Source organism: Vibrio sp. CDRSL-10 TSBA (assembly GCA_039696685.1).
GTDB lineage: Bacteria > Pseudomonadota > Gammaproteobacteria > Enterobacterales > Vibrionaceae > Vibrio.
Genome location: CP155566.1, coordinates 2,110,786 through 2,131,153, shown reverse-complemented (window position 1 = coordinate 2,131,153; position 20,368 = coordinate 2,110,786). Strand labels below are relative to the sequence as shown.

At 60.0% G+C, this 20,368-nt stretch carries 7 protein-coding genes; all 7 read left to right on the top strand.

Annotation, left to right across the window (positions count from 1 at the left end; genetic code table 11):
• Positions 1 to 984: 984 nt before the first annotated feature.
• The 7 genes from ABDK09_17325 to ABDK09_17295 are packed head-to-tail and all read left to right on the top strand — an operon-like array spanning position 985 to position 20,316.
• Positions 985 to 6,333, top strand: coding sequence for a hypothetical protein (locus tag ABDK09_17325; protein XAW88762.1), 5,349 nt, complete (start codon positions 985 to 987; stop codon positions 6,331 to 6,333).
• Positions 6,260 to 10,819, top strand: coding sequence for a hypothetical protein (locus ABDK09_17320; protein ID XAW88761.1), 4,560 nt, complete (start codon positions 6,260 to 6,262; stop codon positions 10,817 to 10,819). The genes ABDK09_17325 and ABDK09_17320 overlap by 74 nt, the downstream gene beginning before the upstream one ends.
• A complete protein-coding gene (locus ABDK09_17315; protein XAW88760.1) occupies positions 10,749 to 12,302 on the top strand; it encodes a hypothetical protein in 1,554 nt (517 codons plus the stop codon). The genes ABDK09_17320 and ABDK09_17315 overlap by 71 nt, the downstream gene beginning before the upstream one ends.
• Positions 12,220 to 13,707 (top strand): hypothetical protein, encoded by a 1,488-nt coding sequence (locus ABDK09_17310; protein XAW88759.1) that lies wholly within the window; start codon positions 12,220 to 12,222, stop codon positions 13,705 to 13,707. The genes ABDK09_17315 and ABDK09_17310 overlap by 83 nt, the downstream gene beginning before the upstream one ends.
• Positions 13,634 to 16,516, top strand: a complete 2,883-nt coding sequence (locus ABDK09_17305) for a hypothetical protein (GenBank protein ID XAW88758.1) — start codon at positions 13,634 to 13,636, stop codon at positions 16,514 to 16,516. The genes ABDK09_17310 and ABDK09_17305 overlap by 74 nt, the downstream gene beginning before the upstream one ends.
• Complete coding sequence (locus ABDK09_17300; GenBank protein XAW88757.1) at positions 16,434 to 18,623, top strand: hypothetical protein; 2,190 nt, start codon at positions 16,434 to 16,436, stop codon at positions 18,621 to 18,623. Before ABDK09_17305 ends, ABDK09_17300 begins: the two co-directional genes overlap by 83 nt.
• Complete coding sequence (locus ABDK09_17295) at positions 18,541 to 20,316, top strand: cadherin-like domain-containing protein (protein XAW88756.1); 1,776 nt, start codon at positions 18,541 to 18,543, stop codon at positions 20,314 to 20,316. The genes ABDK09_17300 and ABDK09_17295 overlap by 83 nt, the downstream gene beginning before the upstream one ends.
• The last annotated feature ends 52 nt before the right edge of the window (positions 20,317 to 20,368 follow it).

Below are 20,368 nucleotides of genomic sequence, written 5' to 3'. Positions count from 1 at the left end.
TCACCGTTTCTGAAGACGGCAGCTTCGTGGTCGAAGACGTTGACGTGAGCACTCTGGCGGACGGCGAGCTGACCGTGACGGCCACCTTTACTGACGAAGACAACAACACCGCAACGGCGACCGACGTGGTTCAGAAAGACACCACCTACGGCGAAGACGACAACGGCGACGGCTCGATTGTACAGCCAACGGTGAGCATCACCGACAACAGTGGCGCGGTGGCGGGCAACGACGTTGAACTCATCAGCGGCACCGAGCAGGCGACCATTCGTGGCACCATCGGTGACACCGACGCGGCGCGTGTGGATCTGGTCATCAGCGACGGCACCAACCAAATCGTACTGGACAACGTCACTGTTTCTGAAGACGGCACCTTCCTGGTCGAAGACGTAGATGTGAGCAGCTTGTCAGACGGCGAGCTGACCGTGACCGCGACCTTTACGGATGCGGACGACAACGTGGTGACCGCGGACGATACGGTTCAGAAAGACACCACCTACGGCGAAGACGACAACGGCGACGGCTCGATTGTGCAGCCAACCGTGAGCATCACCGACAACAGCGGCGATGTAGACGGCAACGATGTTGAACTCATCAGCGGCACCGAGCAGGCGACCATCCGCGGCACCATCGGTGACACCGACGCAGCGCGTGTGGATCTGGTCATCAGCGACGGCACCACTGACATCGTTCTGGAAGACGTCACCGTTTCTGAAGACGGCAGCTTCGTGGTCGAAGACGTTGACGTGAGCACCCTGGCGGACGGCGAGCTGACCGTGACGGCGACGTACACGGATGCGGACAACAACACCGCAACGGCGACCGACGTGGTTCAGAAAGACACCACCTACGGCGAAGACGACAACGGCGACAATGTGATCGTGCAGCCAACGGTGAGCATCACCGACAACAGCGGCGATGTAGACGACAACGATGTTGAACTCATCAGCGGTACCGAGCAGGCGACCATCCGCGGCACCATCGGTGACACCGACGCAGCGCGTGTGGATCTGGTCATCAGCGACGGCACCACAGACATCGTTTCTGGAAGACGTCACCGTTTCTGAAGACGGCAGCTTCGTGGTCGAAGACGTTGACGTAAGCACTCTGGCGGACGGCGAGCTGACCGTGACGGCCACCTTTACTGACGAAGACAACAACACCGCAACGGCGACCGACGTGGTTCAGAAAGACACCACCTACGGCGAAGACGACAACGGCGACGGCTCGATTGTACAGCCAACGGTGAGCATCACCGACAACAGTGGCGCGGTGGCGGGCAACGACGTTGAACTCATCAGCGGCACCGAGCAGGCGACCATCCGCGGCACCATCGGTGACACCGACGCAGCGCGTGTGGATCTGGTCATCAGCGACGGCACCACAGACATCGTTCTGGAAGACGTGGCGGTGAACGCCGACGGCACCTTCGTGGTGGAAGACGTGAACGTGAGTACCCTGGCGGACGGCGAGCTGACCGTGACGGCGACGTACACGGATGCGGACAACAACACCGCAACGGCGACCGACGTGGTTCAGAAAGACACCACCTACGGCGAAGACGGCAACGACGAAGGCTCGATTGTTCAGCCAACGGTGAGCATCACCGACAACAGCGGCGATGTAGACGGCAACGACGTTGAACTCATCAGCGGCACCGAGCAGGCGACCATTCGCGGCACCATTGGTGACACCGACGCAGCGCGTGTGGATCTGGTCATCAGCGACGGCACCACCCAGGTTGAGCTGAACAATGTGGCGGTGAACGCCGACGGCACCTTCGTGGTGGAAGACGTGAACGTGAGTACCCTGGCGGACGGCGAGCTGACCGTGACGGCGACGTACACGGATGCGGACAACAACACCGCAACGGCGACCGACGTGGTTCAGAAAGACACCACCTACGGCGAAGGCGACAACGGCGACAATGTGATCGTGCAGCCAACCGTGAGCATCACCGACAACAGCGGCGATGTAGACGGCAACGACGTTGAACTCATCAGCGGCACCGAGCAGGCGACCATCCGCGGCACCATCGGTGACACCGACGCAGCGCGTGTGGATCTGGTCATCAGCGATGGCACCAACCAAATCGTACTGGAAAACGTCACTGTTTCTGAAGACGGCACCTTCGTGGTGGAAGACGTAGACGTGAGCACTCTGGCGGACGGCGAGCTGACCGTGACGGCGACCTTCACGGATGAAGACGACAACGTGGCGACCGCGGAAGATACGGTTCAGAAAGACACCACCTACGGCGAAGACGACAACGGCGACAATGTGATCGTGCAGCCAACGGTGAGCATCACCGACAACAGCGGCGATGTGGACGGCAACGACGCCGAACTCATCAGCGGCTCGGAGCAGGCGACCATCCGCGGCACCATCGGCGAAACCGACGCGGCGCGTGTGGATCTGGTCATCAGCGACGGCACCAACCAAATCGTACTGGAAAACGTCACTGTTTCTGAAGACGGCACCTTCATGGTCGAAGACGTAGACGTGAGCAGCTTGTCTGACGGCGAGCTGACCGTCACCGCGACCTTTACGGACGAAGACGACAACGTGGTGACCGCGGACGATACGGTTCAGAAAGACACCACCTACGGCGAAGACGACAACGGCGACAATGTGATCGTGCAGCCAACCGTGAGCATCACCGACAACAGCGGCGATGTAGACGGCAACGACGTTGAACTCATCAGCGGCACCGAGCAGGCGACCATCCGCGGCACCATTGGTGACACCGATGCAGCGCGTGTGGATCTAATTATCAGCGACGGCACCACCGACATCGTTCTGGAAGACGTGGCCGTTTCTGAAGACGGCACCTTCGTGGTCGAAGACGTGAACGTGAGCACCCTGGCGGACGGCGAGCTGACCGTGACGGCGACGTACACGGACGCAGACAATAACACCGCAACGGCGACCGACGTGGTTCAGAAAGACACCACCTACGGCGAAGACGACAACGGCGACAATGTGATCGTGCAGCCAACGGTGAGCATCACCGACAACAGCGGCGATGTAGACGACAACGATGTTGAACTCATCAGCGGCACCGAGCAGGCCACCATCCGCGGCACCATCGGTGACACCGACGCAGCGCGTGTGGATCTGGTCATCAGCGACGGCACCACTGACATCGTTCTGGAAGACGTCACCGTTTCTGAAGACGGCACCTTCGTGGTCGAAGACGTTGACGTGAGCACCCTGGCGGACGGCGAGCTGACCGTGACGGCGACGTACACGGATGCGGACAACAACACCGCAACGGCGACCGACGTGGTTCAGAAAGACACCACCTACGGCGAAGACGACAACGGCGACAATGTGATCGTGCAGCCAACCGTGAGCATCACCGACAACAGCGGCGATGTAGACGACAACGATGTTGAACTCATCAGCGGTACCGAGCAGGCGACCATCCGCGGCACCATCGGTGACACCGACGCAGCGCGTGTGGATCTGGTCATCAGCGACGGCACCACAGACATCGTTCTGGAAGACGTCACCGTTTCTGAAGACGGCAGCTTCGTGGTCGAAGACGTTGACGTGAGCACTCTGGCGGACGGCGAGCTGACCGTGACGGCCACCTTTACTGACGAAGACAACAACACCGCAACGGCGACCGACGTGGTTCAGAAAGACACCACCTACGGCGAAGACGACAACGGCGACGGCTCGATTGTACAGCCAACGGTGAGCATCACCGACAACAGTGGCGCGGTGGCGGGCAACGACGTTGAACTCATCAGCGGCACCGAGCAGGCGACCATTCGTGGCACCATCGGTGACACCGACGCGGCGCGTGTGGATCTGGTCATCAGCGACGGCACCAACCAAATCGTACTGGACAACGTCACTGTTTCTGAAGACGGCACCTTCCTGGTCGAAGACGTAGATGTGAGCAGCTTGTCAGACGGCGAGCTGACCGTGACCGCGACCTTTACGGATGCGGACGACAACGTGGTGACCGCGGACGATACGGTTCAGAAAGACACCACCTACGGCGAAGACGACAACGGCGACGGCTCGATTGTGCAGCCAACCGTGAGCATCACCGACAACAGCGGCGATGTAGACGGCAACGATGTTGAACTCATCAGCGGCACCGAGCAGGCGACCATCCGCGGCACCATCGGTGACACCGACGCAGCGCGTGTGGATCTGGTCATCAGCGACGGCACCACTGACATCGTTCTGGAAGACGTCACCGTTTCTGAAGACGGCAGCTTCGTGGTCGAAGACGTTGACGTGAGCACCCTGGCGGACGGCGAGCTGACCGTGACGGCGACGTACACGGATGCGGACAACAACACCGCAACGGCGACCGACGTGGTTCAGAAAGACACCACCTACGGCGAAGACGACAACGGCGACAATGTGATCGTGCAGCCAACGGTGAGCATCACCGACAACAGCGGCGATGTAGACGGCAACGACGTTGAACTCATCAGCGGCACCGAGCAGGCCACCATCCGCGGCACCATCGGTGACACCGATGCAGCGCGTGTGGATCTGGTCATCAGCGACGGCACCACAGACATCGTTCTGGAAGACGTGGCTGTTTCTGAAGACGGCACATTCTTGGTCGAAGACGTGAACGTGAGTACCCTGGCGGACGGCGAGCTGACTGTCACTGCCGCCTTTACTGACGCAGACAATAACGTGGCGACCGCGGAAGATACGGTTCAGAAAGACACCACCTACGGCGAAGACGACAACGGCGACGGCTCGATTGTGCAGCCAACGGTCAGCATCACCGACAACAGCGGCGATGTAGACGGCAACGACGTTGAACTCATCAGCGGCACCGAGCAGGCGACCATCCGCGGCACCATCGGTGACACCGATGCAGCGCGTGTGGATCTAATTATCAGCGACGGCACCACCGACATCGTTCTGGAAGACGTGGCGGTGAACGCCGACGGCACCTTCGTGGTCGAAGACGTTGACGTGAGCACCCTGGCGGACGGCGAGCTGACCGTGACGGCGACGTACACGGACGCGGACAACAACACCGCAACGGCGACCGACGTGGTTCAGAAAGATACCACCTACGGCGAAGACGACAACGGCGACAATGTGATCGTGCAGCCAACCGTGAGCATCACCGACAACAGCGGCGATGTAGACGGCAACGACGTTGAACTCATCAGCGGTACCGAGCAGGCCACCATCCGCGGCACCATCGGTGACACCGACGCAGCGCGTGTGGATCTGGTCATCAGCGACGGCACCACCCAGATTGAGCTGAACAATGTGGCGGTGAACGCCGACGGCACCTTCGTGGTGGAAGACGTGAACGTGAGTACCCTGGCGGACGGCGAGCTGACCGTGACGGCGACGTACACGGATGCGGATAACAACACCGCAACGGCGACCGACGTGGTTCAGAAAGACACCACCTACGGCGAAGACGACAACGGCGACAATGTGATCGTGCAGCCAACCGTGAGCATCACCGACAACAGCGGCGATGTAGACGGCAACGATGTTGAACTCATCAGCGGCACCGAGCAGGCGACCATCCGCGGCACCATCGGTGACACCGACGCAGCGCGTGTGGATCTGGTCATCAGCGATGGCACCACTGACATCGTTCTGGAAGACGTGGCGGTGAACGCCGACGGCACCTTCGTGGTGGAAGACGTGAACGTGAGTACCTTGGCGGACGGCGAGCTGACCGTGACGGCGACGTACACGGATGCGGACAACAACACCGCAACGGCGACCGACGTGGTTCAGAAAGACACCGCCTACGGCGAAGACGACAACGGCGACAATGTGATCGTGCAGCCAACGGTGAGCATCACCGACAACAGCGGCGATGTAGACGGCAACGACGTTGAACTCATCAGCGGCACCGAGCAGGCCACCATCCGCGGCACCATCGGTGACACCGATGCAGCGCGTGTGGATCTGGTCATCAGCGACGGCACCACAGACATCGTTCTGGAAGACGTGGCTGTTTCTGAAGACGGCACACTCTTGGTCGAAGACGTGGACGTGAGCACTCTGGCGGACGGCGAGCTGACCGTGACGGCGACGTTTACGGACGAAGACGACAACGTGGTGACCGCGGACGATACGGTTCAGAAAGACACCGCCTACGGCGAAGACGACAACGGCGACAATGTGATCGTGCAGCCAACCGTGAGCATCACCGACAACAGCGGCGATGTAGACGGCAACGACGTTGAACTCATCAGCGGCACCGAGCAGGCCACCATCCGCGGCACCATCGGTGAAACTGATGCAGCGCGTGTGGATCTGGTCATCAGCGACGGCACCACAGACATCGTTTCTGGAAGACGTCACCGTTTCTGAAGACGGCAGCTTCGTGGTCGAAGACGTGGACGTGAGCACTCTGGCGGACGGCGAGCTGACCGTGACGGCGACGTACACGGATGCGGACAACAACACCGCAACGGCGACCGACGTGGTTCAGAAAGACACCACCTACGGCGAAGACGACAACGGCGACGGCTCGATTGTGCAGCCAACCGTGAGCATCACCGACAACAGCGGCGCGGTGGCGGGCAACGATGTTGAACTCATCAGCGGCACCGAGCAGGCGACCATCCGCGGCACCATCGGTGACACCGACGCAGCGCGTGTGGATCTGATCATCAGCGACGGCACCACCCAGATTGAGCTGAACAATGTGGCGGTGAACGCCGACGGCACCTTCGTGGTGGAAGACGTGAACGTGAGTACCCTGGCGGACGGCGAGCTGACCGTGACGGCGACGTACATGGATGCGGACAACAACACCGCAACGGCGACCGACGTGGTTCAGAAAGACACCACCTACGGCGAAGACGACAACGGCGACAATGTGATCGTGCAGCCAACGGTGAGCATCACCGACAACAGCGGCGATGTAGACGACAACGATGTTGAACTCATCAGCGGTACCGAGCAGGCGACCATCCGCGGCACCATCGGTGACACCGACGCAGCGCGTGTGGATCTGGTCATCAGCGACGGCACCACAGACATCGTTCTGGAAGACGTGGCCGTTTCTGAAGACGGCAGCTTCGTGGTGGAAGACGTGAACGTGAGCAGCTTGTCTGACGGCGAGCTGACCGTGACGGCGACGTACATGGATGCGGACAACAACACCGCAACGGCGACCGACGTGGTTCAGAAAGACACCACCTACGGCGAAGACGACAACGGCGACAATGTGATCGTGCAGCCAACCGTGAGCATCACCGACAACAGTGGCGATGTAGACGGCAACGACGTTGAACTCATCAGCGGCACCGAGCAGGCGACCATCCGCGGCACCATCGGCGACACCGACGCGGCGCGTGTGGATCTGGTCATCAGCGATGGCACCACAGACATCGTTCTGGAAGACGTGGCGGTGAACGCCGACGGCACCTTCGTGGTGGAAGACGTGAACGTGAGTACCCTGGCGGACGGCGAGCTGACCGTGACGGCGACGTACACGGATGCGGACAACAACACCGCAACGGCGACCGACGTGGTTCAGAAAGACACCACCTACGGCGAAGACGACAACGGCGACAATGTGATCGTGCAGCCAACCGTGAGCATCACCGACAACAGCGGCGATGTAGACGGCAACGACGTTGAACTCATCAGCGGGACCGAGCAGGCGACCATCCGCGGCACCATCGGTGACACCGACGCGGCGCGTGTGGATCTGCTCATCAGCGACGGCACCACCCAGATTGAGCTGAACAATGTGGCGGTGAACGCCGACGGCACCTTCGTGGTCGAAGACGTGAACGTGAGCGCCCTGGCGGACGGCGAGCTGACCGTGACGGCGACGTACACGGATGCGGACAACAACACCGCAACGGCGACCGACGTGGTTCAGAAAGACACCACCTACGGCGAAGACGACAACGGCGACAATGTGATCGTGCAGCCAACCGTGAGCATCACCGACAACAGCAGCGATGTAGACGGCAACGACGTTGAACTCATCAGCGGCACCGAGCAGGCGACCATCCGCGGCACCATCGGTGACACCGACGCGGCGCGTGTGGATCTGGTCATCAGCGACGGCACCATCGACATCGTTCTGGAAGACGTGGCCGTTTCTGAAGACGGCAGCTTCGTGGTCGAAGACGTGAACGTGAGCACCCTGGCGGACGGCGAGCTGACCGTGACGGCGACGTACACGGACGCGGACAACAACACCGCAACGGCGACCGACGTGGTTCAGAAAGACACCGCCTACGGCGAAGACGACAACGGCGACAATGTGATCGTGCAGCCCACCGTGAGCATCACCGACAACAGCGGCGATGTAGACGGCAACGACGTTGAACTCATCAGCGGTACCGAGCAGGCGACCATCCGCGGCACCATCGGCGACACCGATGCAGCGCGTGTGGATCTGGTCATCAGCGATGGCACCACAGACATCGTTCTGGAAGACGTGGCGGTGAACGCCGACGGCACCTTCGTGGTGGAAGACGTGAACGTGAGTACCCTGGCGGACGGCGAGCTGACCGTGACGGCGACGTACACGGATGCGGACAACAACACCGCAACGGCGACCGACGTGGTTCAGAAAGACACCACCTACGGCGAAGACGGCAACGACGAAGGCTCGATTGTTCAGCCAACGGTGAGCATCACCGACAACAGCGGCGATGTAGACGGCAACGACGTTGAACTCATCAGCGGCACCGAGCAGGCGACCATTCGCGGCACCATTGGTGACACCGACGCAGCGCGTGTGGATCTGGTCATCAGCGACGGCACCACCCAGGTTGAGCTGAACAATGTGGCGGTGAACGCCGACGGCACCTTCGTGGTGGAAGACGTGAACGTGAGTACCCTGGCGGACGGCGAGCTGACCGTGACGGCGACGTACACGGATGCGGACAACAACACCGCAACGGCGACCGACGTGGTTCAGAAAGACACCACCTACGGCGAAGACGACAACGGCGACAATGTGATCGTGCAGCCAACCGTGAGCATCACCGACAACAGCGGCGATGTAGACGGCAACGACGTTGAACTCATCAGCGGCACCGAGCAGGCCACCATCCGCGGCACCATTGGTGACACCGATGCAGCGCGTGTGGATCTGGTCATCAGCGACGGCACCACCGACATCGTTCTGGAAGACGTGGCCGTTTCTGAAGACGGCACATTCTTGGTCGAAGACGTGGACGTGAGCACTCTGGCGGACGGCGAGCTGACCGTGACGGCGACGTACACGGATGCGGACAACAACACCGCAACGGCGACCGACGTGGTTCAGAAAGACACCACCTACGGCGAAGACGACAACGGCGACAATGTGATCGTGCAGCCAACCGTGAGCATCACCGACAACAGCGGCGATGTAGACGGCAACGACGTTGAACTCATCAGCGGCACCGAGCAGGCGACCATCCGCGGCACCATCGGTGACACCGACGCAGCGCGTGTGGATCTGGTCATCAGCGATGGCACCAACCAAATCGTACTGGAAAACGTCACTGTTTCTGAAGACGGCACCTTCGTGGTGGAAGACGTAGACGTGAGCACTCTGGCGGACGGCGAGCTGACCGTGACGGCGACCTTCACGGATGAAGACGACAACGTGGCGACCGCGGAAGATACGGTTCAGAAAGACACCACCTACGGCGAAGACGACAACGGCGACAATGTGATCGTGCAGCCAACGGTGAGCATCACCGACAACAGCGGCGATGTGGACGGCAACGACGCCGAACTCATCAGCGGCTCGGAGCAGGCGACCATCCGCGGCACCATCGGCGAAACCGACGCGGCGCGTGTGGATCTGGTCATCAGCGACGGCACCAACCAAATCGTACTGGAAAACGTCACTGTTTCTGAAGACGGCACCTTCATGGTCGAAGACGTAGACGTGAGCAGCTTGTCTGACGGCGAGCTGACCGTCACCGCGACCTTTACGGACGAAGACGACAACGTGGTGACCGCGGACGATACGGTTCAGAAAGACACCACCTACGGCGAAGACGACAACGGCGACAATGTGATCGTGCAGCCAACCGTGAGCATCACCGACAACAGCGGCGATGTAGACGGCAACGACGTTGAACTCATCAGCGGCACCGAGCAGGCGACCATCCGCGGCACCATTGGTGACACCGATGCAGCGCGTGTGGATCTAATTATCAGCGACGGCACCACCGACATCGTTCTGGAAGACGTGGCCGTTTCTGAAGACGGCACCTTCGTGGTCGAAGACGTAGACGTGAGCAGCTTGTCTGACGGCGAGCTGACCGTCACCGCGACCTTTACGGACGAAGACGACAACGTGGTGACCGCGGACGATACGGTTCAGAAAGACACCACCTACGGCGAAGACGACAACGGCGACAATGTGATCGTGCAGCCAACCGTGAGCATCACCGACAACAGCGGCGATGTAGACGGCAACGACGTTGAACTCATCAGCGGCACCGAGCAGGCGACCATCCGCGGCACCATCGGCGACACCGATGCAGCGCGTGTGGATCTGGTCATCAGCGACGGCACCACCCAGATTGAGCTGAACAATGTGGCGGTGAACGCCGACGGCACCTTCGTGGTCGAAGACGTTGACGTGAGCACCCTGGCGGACGGCGAGCTGACCGTGACGGCGACGTACACGGACGCAGACAACAACACCGCAACGGCGACCGACGTGGTTCAGAAAGACACCACCTACGGCGAAGACGGCAACGACGACGGCTCGATTGTTCAGCCAACGGTGAGCATCACCGACAACAGCGGCGATGTGGACGGCAACGACGCCGAAACTCATCAGCGGCACCGAGCAGGCGACCATTCGTGGCACCATCGGTGACACCGACGCGGCGCGTGTGGATCTGGTCATCAGCGACGGTACCACAGAGATTGTGATCGCAGACGTGACCGTCAACGCCGACGGTACCTTTTCGGTGGAAGACGTGGACGTGAGCAGTTTGTCTGACGGCGAGCTGACCGTGACGGCGACGTACACGGATGCGGACAACAACACCGCAACGGCGACCGACGTGGTTCAGAAAGACACCACCTACGGCGAAGACGGCAACGACGACGGCTCGATTGTTCAGCCAACCGTGAGCATCACCGACAACAGCGGCGATGTAGACGGCAACGACGTTGAACTCATCAGCGGCACCGAGCAGGCGACCATCCGCGGCACCATCGGTGACACCGACGCAGCGCGTGTGGATCTGGTCATCAGCGACGGCACCACCGACATCGTTCTGGAAGACGTGGCGGTGAACGCCGACGGCACCTTCGTGGTGGAAGACGTGAACGTGAGTACCCTGGCGGACGGCGAGCTGACCGTGACGGCGACGTACACGGACGCGGACAACAACACCGCAACGGCGACCGACGTGGTTCAGAAAGACACCACCTACGGCGAAGACGGCAACGACGACGGCTCGATCGTGCAGCCAACCGTGAGCATCACCGACAACAGCGGCGCGGTGGCGGGCAACGATGTTGAACTCATCAGCGGCACCGAGCAGGCGACCATCCGCGGCACCATCGGTGACACCGATGCAGCGCGTGTGGATCTAATTATCAGCGACGGCACCACCGACATCGTTCTGGAAGACGTCACCGTTTCTGAAGACGGCAGCTTCGTGGTCGAAGACGTTGACGTGAGCACTCTGGCGGACGGCGAGCTGACCGTGACGGCCACCTTTACTGACGAAGACAACAACACCGCAACGGCGACCGACGTGGTTCAGAAAGACACCACCTACGGCGAAGACGACAACGGCGACGGCTCGATTGTACAGCCAACGGTGAGCATCACCGACAACAGTGGCGCGGTGGCGGGCAACGACGTTGAACTCATCAGCGGCACCGAGCAGGCGACCATTCGTGGCACCATCGGTGACACCGACGCGGCGCGTGTGGATCTGGTCATCAGCGACGGCACCAACCAAATCGTACTGGACAACGTCACTGTTTCTGAAGACGGCACCTTCCTGGTCGAAGACGTAGATGTGAGCAGCTTGTCAGACGGCGAGCTGACCGTGACCGCGACCTTTACGGATGCGGACGACAACGTGGTGACCGCGGACGATACGGTTCAGAAAGACACCACCTACGGCGAAGACGACAACGGCGACGGCTCGATTGTGCAGCCAACCGTGAGCATCACCGACAACAGCGGCGATGTAGACGGCAACGATGTTGAACTCATCAGCGGCACCGAGCAGGCGACCATCCGCGGCACCATCGGTGACACCGACGCAGCGCGTGTGGATCTGGTCATCAGCGACGGCACCACTGACATCGTTTCTGGAAGACGTCACCGTTTCTGAAGACGGCAGCTTCGTGGTCGAAGACGTTGACGTGAGCACCCTGGCGGACGGCGAGCTGACCGTGACGGCGACGTACACGGATGCGGACAACAACACCGCAACGGCGACCGACGTGGTTCAGAAAGACACCACCTACGGCGAAGACGACAACGGCGACAATGTGATCGTGCAGCCAACGGTGAGCATCACCGACAACAGCGGCGATGTAGACGACAACGATGTTGAACTCATCAGCGGTACCGAGCAGGCGACCATCCGCGGCACCATCGGTGACACCGACGCAGCGCGTGTGGATCTGGTCATCAGCGACGGCACCACAGACATCGTTCTGGAAGACGTCACCGTTTCTGAAGACGGCAGCTTCGTGGTCGAAGACGTTGACGTGAGCACTCTGGCGGACGGCGAGCTGACCGTGACGGCCACCTTTACTGACGAAGACAACAACACCGCAACGGCGACCGACGTGGTTCAGAAAGACACCACCTACGGCGAAGACGACAACGGCGACGGCTCGATTGTACAGCCAACGGTGAGCATCACCGACAACAGTGGCGCGGTGGCGGGCAACGACGTTGAACTCATCAGCGGCACCGAGCAGGCGACCATTCGTGGCACCATCGGTGACACCGACGCGGCGCGTGTGGATCTGGTCATCAGCGACGGCACCAACCAAATCGTACTGGACAACGTCACTGTTTCTGAAGACGGCACCTTCCTGGTCGAAGACGTAGATGTGAGCAGCTTGTCAGACGGCGAGCTGACCGTGACCGCGACCTTTACGGATGCGGACGACAACGTGGTGACCGCGGACGATACGGTTCAGAAAGACACCACCTACGGCGAAGACGACAACGGCGACGGCTCGATTGTGCAGCCAACCGTGAGCATCACCGACAACAGCGGCGATGTAGACGGCAACGATGTTGAACTCATCAGCGGCACCGAGCAGGCGACCATCCGCGGCACCATCGGTGACACCGACGCAGCGCGTGTGGATCTGGTCATCAGCGACGGCACCACTGACATCGTTCTGGAAGACGTCACCGTTTCTGAAGACGGCAGCTTCGTGGTCGAAGACGTTGACGTGAGCACCCTGGCGGACGGCGAGCTGACCGTGACGGCGACGTACACGGATGCGGACAACAACACCGCAACGGCGACCGACGTGGTTCAGAAAGACACCACCTACGGCGAAGACGACAACGGCGACAATGTGATCGTGCAGCCAACGGTGAGCATCACCGACAACAGCGGCGATGTAGACGGCAACGACGTTGAACTCATCAGCGGCACCGAGCAGGCCACCATCCGCGGCACCATCGGTGACACCGATGCAGCGCGTGTGGATCTGGTCATCAGCGACGGCACCACAGACATCGTTTCTGGAAGACGTGGCTGTTTCTGAAGACGGCACATTCTTGGTCGAAGACGTGAACGTGAGTACCCTGGCGGACGGCGAGCTGACTGTCACTGCCGCCTTTACTGACGCAGACAATAACGTGGCGACCGCGGAAGATACGGTTCAGAAAGACACCACCTACGGCGAAGACGACAACGGCGACGGCTCGATTGTGCAGCCAACGGTCAGCATCACCGACAACAGCGGCGATGTAGACGGCAACGACGTTGAACTCATCAGCGGCACCGAGCAGGCGACCATCCGCGGCACCATCGGTGACACCGATGCAGCGCGTGTGGATCTAATTATCAGCGACGGCACCACCGACATCGTTCTGGAAGACGTGGCGGTGAACGCCGACGGCACCTTCGTGGTCGAAGACGTTGACGTGAGCACCCTGGCGGACGGCGAGCTGACCGTGACGGCGACGTACACGGACGCGGACAACAACACCGCAACGGCGACCGACGTGGTTCAGAAAGATACCACCTACGGCGAAGACGACAACGGCGACAATGTGATCGTGCAGCCAACCGTGAGCATCACCGACAACAGCGGCGATGTAGACGGCAACGACGTTGAACTCATCAGCGGTACCGAGCAGGCCACCATCCGCGGCACCATCGGTGACACCGACGCAGCGCGTGTGGATCTGATCATCAGCGACGGCACCACCCAGATTGAGCTGAACAATGTGGCGGTGAACGCCGACGGCACCTTCGTGGTGGAAGACGTGAACGTGAGTACCCTGGCGGACGGCGAGCTGACCGTGACGGCGACGTACATGGATGCGGACAACAACACCGCAACGGCGACCGACGTGGTTCAGAAAGACACCACCTACGGCGAAGACGACAACGGCGACAATGTGATCGTGCAGCCAACGGTGAGCATCACCGACAACAGCGGCGATGTAGACGACAACGATGTTGAACTCATCAGCGGTACCGAGCAGGCGACCATCCGCGGCACCATCGGTGACACCGACGCAGCGCGTGTGGATCTGGTCATCAGCGACGGCACCACAGACATCGTTCTGGAAGACGTCACCGTTTCTGAAGACGGCAGCTTCGTGGTCGAAGACGTTGACGTGAGCACTCTGGCGGACGGCGAGCTGACCGTGACGGCCACCTTTACTGACGAAGACAACAACACCGCAACGGCGACCGACGTGGTTCAGAAAGACACCACCTACGGCGAAGACGACAACGGCGACGGCTCGATTGTACAGCCAACGGTGAGCATCACCGACAACAGTGGCGCGGTGGCGGGCAACGACGTTGAACTCATCAGCGGCACCGAGCAGGCGACCATTCGTGGCACCATCGGTGACACCGACGCGGCGCGTGTGGATCTGGTCATCAGCGACGGCACCAACCAAATCGTACTGGACAACGTCACTGTTTCTGAAGACGGCACCTTCCTGGTCGAAGACGTAGATGTGAGCAGCTTGTCAGACGGCGAGCTGACCGTGACCGCGACCTTTACGGATGCGGACGACAACGTGGTGACCGCGGACGATACGGTTCAGAAAGACACCACCTACGGCGAAGACGACAACGGCGACGGCTCGATTGTGCAGCCAACCGTGAGCATCACCGACAACAGCGGCGATGTAGACGGCAACGATGTTGAACTCATCAGCGGCACCGAGCAGGCGACCATCCGCGGCACCATCGGTGACACCGACGCAGCGCGTGTGGATCTGGTCATCAGCGACGGCACCACTGACATCGTTCTGGAAGACGTCACCGTTTCTGAAGACGGCAGCTTCGTGGTCGAAGACGTTGACGTGAGCACCCTGGCGGACGGCGAGCTGACCGTGACGGCGACGTACACGGATGCGGACAACAACACCGCAACGGCGACCGACGTGGTTCAGAAAGACACCACCTACGGCGAAGACGACAACGGCGACAATGTGATCGTGCAGCCAACGGTGAGCATCACCGACAACAGCGGCGATGTAGACGACAACGATGTTGAACTCATCAGCGGTACCGAGCAGGCGACCATCCGCGGCACCATCGGTGACACCGACGCAGCGCGTGTGGATCTGGTCATCAGCGACGGCACCACAGACATCGTTCTGGAAGACGTCACCGTTTCTGAAGACGGCAGCTTCGTGGTCGAAGACGTTGACGTGAGCACTCTGGCGGACGGCGAGCTGACCGTGACGGCCACCTTTACTGACGAAGACAACAACACCGCAACGGCGACCGACGTGGTTCAGAAAGACACCGCCTACGGCGAAGACGACAACGGCGACAATGTGATCGTGCAGCCCACCGTGAGCATCACCGACAACAGCGGCGATGTAGACGGCAACGACGTTGAACTCATCAGCGGCACCGAGCAGGCGACCATCCGCGGCACCATCGGTGACACCGACGCAGCGCGTGTGGATCTGGTCATCAGCGACGGCACCACAGACATCGTTCTGGAAGACGTCACCGTTTCTGAAGACGGCACCTTCGTGGTCGAAGACGTGGACGTGAGCACCCTGGTGGACGGCGAGCTGACCGTGACGGCGACGTACACGGATGCGGACAACAACACCGCAACGGCGACCGACGTGGTTCAGAAAGACACCACCTACGGCGAAGACGGCAACGGCGACAATGTGATCGTGCAGCCAACCGTGAGCATCACCGACAACAGCGGCGATGTAGACGGCAACGACGTTGAACTCATCAGCGGCACCGAGCAGGCGACCATCCGCGGCACCATCGGTGACACCGACGCAGCGCGTGTGGATCTGGTCATCAGCGACGGCACCACAGACATCGTTTCTGGAAGACGTCACCGTTTCTGAAGACGGCACCTTCGTGGTCGAAGACGTGGACGTGAGCACCCTGGTGGACGGCGAGCTGACCGTGACGGCGACGTACACGGACGCAGACAATAACGTGGCGACCGCGGAAGATACGGTTCAGAAAGACACCACCTACGGCGAAGACGACAACGGCGACAATGTGATCGTGCAGCCAACCGTGAGCATCACCGACAACAGCGGCGATGTAGACGGCAACGATGTTGAACTCATCAGCGGTACCGAGCAGGCGACCATGCGCGGCACCATCGGTGACACCGACGCAGCGCGTGTGGATCTGGTCATCAGTGACGGCACCACCCAGATTGAGCTGAACAATGTGGCGGTGAACGCCGACGGCACCTTCGTGGTGGAAGACGTGAACGTGAGCACTCTGGCGGACGGCGAGCTGACCGTGACGGCGACGTACACGGACGCGGACAACAACACCGCAACGGCGACCGACGTGGTTCAGAAAGACACCACCTACGGCGAAGACGACAACGGCGACAATGTGATCGTGCAGCCCACCGTGAGCATCACCGACAACAGCGGCGATGTAGACGGCAACGACGTTGAACTCATCAGCGGTACCGAGCAGGCGACCATCCGCGGCACCATCGGTGACACCGACGCAGCGCGTGTGGATCTGATCATCAGCGACGGCACCACCCAGATTGAGCTGAACAATGTGGCGGTGAACGCCGACGGCACCTTCGTGGTGGAAGACGTGAACGTGAGTACCCTGGCGGACGGCGAGCTGACTGTGACGGCCACCTTTACTGACGCAGACAATAACGTGGCGACCGCGGAAGATACGGTTCAGAAAGACACCACCTACGGCGAAGACGACAACGGCGACGGCTCGATTGTGCAGCCAACGGTGAGCATCACCGACAACAGCGGCGATGTAGACGGCAACGATGTTGAACTCATCAGCGGCACCGAGCAGGCGACCATCCGCGGCACCATCGGCGACACCGACGCAGCGCGTGTGGATCTAATTATCAGTGACGGCACCACCCAGATTGAGCTGAACAATGTGGCGGTGAACGCCGACGGCACCTTCGTGGTCGAAGACGTTGACGTGAGCACCCTGGCGGACGGCGAGCTGACCGTGACGGCGACGTACACGGACGCAGACAATAACGTGGCGACCGCGGAAGATACGGTTCAGAAAGACACCACCTACGGCGAAGACGACAACGGCGACAATGTGATCGTGCAGCCAACCGTGAGCATCACCGACAACAGTGGCGCGGTGGCGGGCAACGATGTTGAACTCATCAGCGGCACCGAGCAGGCCACCATCCGCGGCACCATCGGTGACACCGACGCAGCGCGTGTGGATCTGGTCATCAGTGACGGCACCACCCAGATTGAGCTGAACAATGTGGCGGTGAACGCCGACGGCACCTTCGTGGTCGAAGACGTTGACGTGAGCACCCTGGCGGACGGCGAGCTGACTGTGACGGCCACCTTTACTGACGCAGACAACAACACCGCGACCGCGGAAGATACGGTTCAGAAAGACACCACCTACGGCGAAGACGACAACGGCGACAATGTGATCGTGCAGCCCACCGTGAGCATCACCGACAACAGCGGCGATGTAGACGGCAATGACGTTGAACTCATCAGCGGTACCGAGCAGGCGACCATCCGCGGCACCATCGGTGACACCGACGCAGCGCGTGTGGATCTGGTCATCAGCGACGGCACCACCCAGATTGAGCTGAACAATGTGGCGGTGAACGCCGACGGCACCTTCGTGGTGGAAGACGTGAACGTGAGTACCCTGGCGGACGGCGAGCTGACCGTGACGGCGACGTACACGGACGCAGACAATAACGTGGCGACCGCGGAAGATACGGTTCAGAAAGACACCACCTACGGCGAAGACGACAACGGCGACAATGTGATCGTGCAGCCAACCGTGAGCATCACCGACAACAGCGGCGCGGTGGCGGGCAACGATGTTGAACTCATCAGCGGCACCGAGCAGGCCACCATCCGCGGCACCATCGGTGACACCGACGCAGCGCGTGTGGATCTGGTCATCAGCGACGGCACCACTGACATCGTTTCTGGAAGACGTCACCGTTTCTGAAGACGGCACCTTCGTGGTCGAAGACGTTGACGTGAGCACCCTGGCGGACGGCGAGCTGACCGTGACGGCGACGTACACGGATGCGGACAACAACACCGCAACGGCGACCGACGTGGTTCAGAAAGACACCACCTACGGCGAAGACGACAACGGCGACAATGTGATCGTGCAGCCAACCGTGAGCATCACCGACAACAGCGGCGATGTAGACGGCAACGACGTTGAACTCATCAGCGGCACCGAGCAGGCGACCATCCGCGGCACCATCGGTGACACCGACGCGGCGCGTGTGGATCTGGTCATCAGCGACGGCACCACCGACATCGTTCTGGAAGACGTCACCGTTTCTGAAGACGGCAGCTTCGTGGTGGAAGACGTAAACGTGAGCGCCCTGGCGGACGGCGAGCTGACCGTGACGGCGACGTACACGGATGCGGACAATAACGTGGCGACCGCGGAAGATACGGTCCAGAAAGACACCACCTTCGCTACCTCAGGCAGTGCAGCTAATGATGATGATGTTACCAAAGAGGACACCGCGATTACGGTTGACGTTTTGGCGAACGATTCTGACTCTACCTACAGCGGAGAGATGACTTTGGTAGCTGGCTCTGTCTCTTTGGCGCAAGGCTTTGAAAATGCAGGTACAGTGGCAATTGTTAACAACCAGATTGTCTTTACACCGGCACATAACTTCAGTGGTGAAGATATCGTCGTAAATTACACCGCGATGGATGCTGAAGGCAATACTGCTAATGCGACACTGACGTTGGATGTTACACCGGTTGCAGATGCACCTAAATTTGAGGACTCCGCTGTCAATTCGAATCCTGGAGATGGCCTGACTATAGAGACGTGGACCGGAGTTTATCCGGAAGATTCTCAAGGTAACTGGGATGGCTCAGGTGTTTCTGCTGATCGACTGGAAGCAGTGGTGCGTGCTTATGTTAGTGGAAGTGCTACCGCTGATAGTTATAACTCTTCAACCATTCAGACTGTGACCGGAAGTACCTACAGTGGTCAGGGGACATTAACGGTTATTTCCGGGTTCATTTATCTTGAGGCGGATACAGTGTATGCCTTTGGTGGTCAAGCCGATGACAGCCTGTATGTGAAAGTCGGAAGTGATATAGATGCTTCGGCGACGTGGGGAACTGGGGCACAAGTTTCAGGTGACACGGTGACGGTAGAAGAGTCCGGCTATTATCCAATTGAAATCGCGCATCACAATGAACACGCTAATGGCTTTTATCAGGTAAATATTACCGCTAATGGCGTTACATCGAACTTAAGTACTGATCACTTCTCGCTGTTTAGCGATGCGGATGCGATAGAAGAATCTGGTATTCGTCTAGGCGGGACCGTCAGCGACGAACAAGGAAATCTGGATCACTACATTGCCTATTCAGTTAACGAGGGCGATGAAGACACAAGTATTCCATTGACGTCATTCACTGTTGATGTGACTGATGAATCTGAAACGATCACCGAGGTGACTGTAGACGGAGCTCCGGTCGGAACGGTACTGACTGACGGAACGAATACGGTTACTTTTGTCACTGAAGGTCAGGTGATTTCAGTTAAGGATTTTGACTTCGAAAACATGTCATTGACGCCGCCACAAGACTTCAATGGCACGATCAATTTAACCTTTACCGCCACTTCGACGGAGGGAGAAACCTGCTGCACTTGAGTCAGAACAGAGTGCTACAGCGACAAAAGAGATCAGTGTTGAAGTCCATAGC